This window comes from Candidatus Pantoea persica (assembly GCF_013753875.1).
Classification (GTDB): Bacteria; Pseudomonadota; Gammaproteobacteria; order Enterobacterales; family Enterobacteriaceae; genus Pantoea; species Pantoea persica.
Genome location: NZ_SMDS01000012.1, coordinates 1 through 2,662 on the forward strand (window position 1 = coordinate 1; position 2,662 = coordinate 2,662).

5 pseudogenes are annotated in these 2,662 nt (G+C 52.3%); 2 read left to right on the top strand and 3 right to left on the bottom strand.

Annotated features, from left to right (window positions below):
- A pseudogene (locus EIO60_RS04835) lies at positions 1 to 286 on the bottom strand (LysR substrate-binding domain-containing protein); the annotation flags it as partial.
- Between the two features lie 119 nt (positions 287 to 405).
- Between EIO60_RS04835 and EIO60_RS04840 the strand changes: the two are divergent.
- Both EIO60_RS04840 and cynS read left to right on the top strand, forming a co-directional pair.
- Positions 406 to 1,050, top strand: a pseudogene (locus EIO60_RS04840) (carbonic anhydrase).
- Positions 1,051 to 1,094: 44 nt separating this feature from the next.
- Positions 1,095 to 1,486 (top strand): annotated as a pseudogene (gene cynS, locus EIO60_RS04845) (cyanase); the annotation flags it as partial.
- Positions 1,487 to 1,614: 128 nt separating this feature from the next.
- Here the strand turns inward: cynS and EIO60_RS04850 are convergent.
- Together EIO60_RS04850 and EIO60_RS04855 are read right to left on the bottom strand one after the other, a co-directional pair.
- A pseudogene (locus EIO60_RS04850) lies at positions 1,615 to 2,172 on the bottom strand (alpha/beta hydrolase fold domain-containing protein); the annotation flags it as partial.
- A 207-nt stretch (positions 2,173 to 2,379) separates the two neighbouring features.
- A pseudogene (locus EIO60_RS04855) lies at positions 2,380 to 2,532 on the bottom strand (DUF1348 family protein); the annotation flags it as partial.
- Positions 2,533 to 2,662: the final 130 nt, after the last annotated feature.

The following is a 2,662-nucleotide window of genomic DNA, read 5'->3' on the forward strand; positions in this document are numbered from 1 at the left end:
GCCGGGTGCTGACCACCAGAGCAAGGGTCTCGGCCAGCAACGGGATCGCGTCGATGTCCGGGCTGTTTAATTCCCCGAATGCGATCCCCACATCAAGTTCTCCCGCCAAGAGCATCTCCTCAATATTTTCCTATGATATTTCCCGCACGTTAAGGGTAATTTCCGGATACTGGGAGTGAAACGCCTCGACAAGCGGCCCGACCAGATAAATTGTGAAGGTCGGCGTTACTGCTAGGCGCAGTGACCCCCGGCTCAGATCGCTTACGTCATGAATACCTGATATGCCGGGCGAGCATAATCAACCTCATAAGATTATCTGATTTATACTATAATAAATGAGACTTTTATCTTATGGCATGAGTTGCTTACTCTTTGTCACACGCAAACGACATCGAGACAACAACCATGAAAGAGATTATTGAAGGTTTTCTAAAGTTCCAGAAAAACGCTTTTCCCGAGCGGGTCAAGCTGTTCAAAAGCTTGGCTAACCAGCAGAGCTCGAGAGCGTTATTTATTTCCTGCTTCGACAGCCGCCTGGTGCCTGAACTGGTGACCCCGCGCGAACTTAGCGATCTGTTTGTGATCCGCAACGCCGGCAATATTGTGCCGTTTTATAGCCCGGAGCCGGGCGGTGTTTTAGCCTCTTTTGAATACGCGGTCGCCGCACTCAAGGTCAACGACATAATAATCTGCGGCGCCATGACTGCCGTTGCCACCTGCGAGTGTCTGGACCATATGCCTCCCGTGTCCCGCTGGTTGCGTTATGCCGACTCTGCCCGAGTGGTGAACGAGGCACGGTAGCATCAGGACCAGTTAGCCAAAGTCGCGGCTATGGTGCGCGAAAACGTCATCGCACAGCTGGCTAACATCCAGACTCACCCGTCCGTTCGTCTGGCTCTTGAAGAAGGACGCGTGACCCTGCACGGCTGGATCTATGACATTGAGAGCGGTCGTATCGACGCCTTTGATGGCAGCACCGGCGCCTTTGTGTCCCTTGCAGATAACCTGGAAGTGAACGCCATTTCCTCACAAGCTAGACACGTAGCCTGAACCCCGTACTTACCCAGTAGAAAAGACCATGATCCAGACTCAATCTTGCCAAGGCCCGCAAGAACCTTTCCTTCGCTGAGATCGTTGACGGCACGGGTTTGTCCAAAGCCTTCGTCACCGCTGCCCGCTGGCGCCGAAGAAGTCGTGAGTAAGAAGCTCGACCTTAATACAGATGAGGTTACGTTACTGCAGTCGATCCCCGTCCGCGGGAGCTTTGCTGATGGCATACCGACCGCCCCGACTATCATATCGTTTCTACGAGATGATGTCAGTTTACGGCCCGACCCTCAAAGCCCTAGTTCACGAGAAATTCGGCGACGGCATCATCAGCTCTATTAACTTCAAGCTGGACATCAAGAAAGTTGAAGATCCGGACGGTGGACATCGTGCCGTGATCACCCTAGACGGCAAATACCTGCCAACCAAACCTTTCTGATATCACGGTGAGTCAGCCTGCTATCTGAAACAGCCGGGCTGACCACAGTTTTAGTTACTGTGTCTGATCTACCGCTTTCTGGTTTCGCGCAGAAGAGTCGCTTCTTCAGCGCTTTTGTCGCGTCAAAAAGCAGCGACCATGTTGCCACCAACACTGTTACCTACCAGGGCCAGATGTTTACCGTCAACGCCGATTTCGCTTCCTTGCTCGGCCACCCAGCGGGTTGCCGCATAAGCCTGATTAATTGCAACAGGGAAATGGGCTTCCGGCGATGGGGTATCGTTCACAAGGACGGCCGCCGCGCCGGACTCACTGACCAGGTCACGAACCACACGCTCGTGCGTCGGGAAATCGCCCAGGATCCAGCCGCCACCGTGGAAGAACATAAACACGAGCAGGGTTCCCTGTGCGTTTTGAGGCTTCACAATGTTGAGTTTGATCGCCCCACCATCAACGTTAATGGCTTTTTCAGTGACTACAGCCGCCGGCAGTTTTGCGCCTTTCTGGGCGTCGATCATCACCTGACGCGCATCCTGCGGAGACAGCTGCTCAATAGGTTTACCGCCTGCGCCGTTTAGTGCATTAAGGAACCCCTGCACGTGACGTTCTGGCTGGGATGCATCGGCAAAGCTTTTGGCTGATACGGCCGCAATGGCGGCCGTCAGTAATACGGATTTAATGTTCATAATACGGCTCTATTAACGTTGTTCGTTACAACATAGCGCGCTATTTAAAAACGGAACATCTTCCGTGTACCCGTTCCAGGAAGATCACGCGCCTGCAAAATTGAAAAGGTTTCCCGCTTCAACCAGCTCGCATTTTTTACATCGACTGGTTGAGAAAAGCCCCGACCAAGACAACAGTCGTGGCCTCACGCGGGATAACTGACTAACTTACAGACCCAGGTCGGACAGGCTCGGATGATCATCCGGGCTACGCCTCTGCGGCCAGAAGTACTTGCGCTCGCTCTCTTTTATAGGCATGTCGTTGATACAGGCAAAACGACGTTCCATCAGACCATCTGCACCAAACTCCCAGTTTTCGTTACGGGGTATTGCGCACATTTCCCCGAAAAGTGCCATCTGACGCCTAAAAACTCATTATTATCAATTCATTAACTTTTAAAAAACAGGCTCTACTGTGTGAGCTTATCGTCTTCCAGAATTTTATATACCG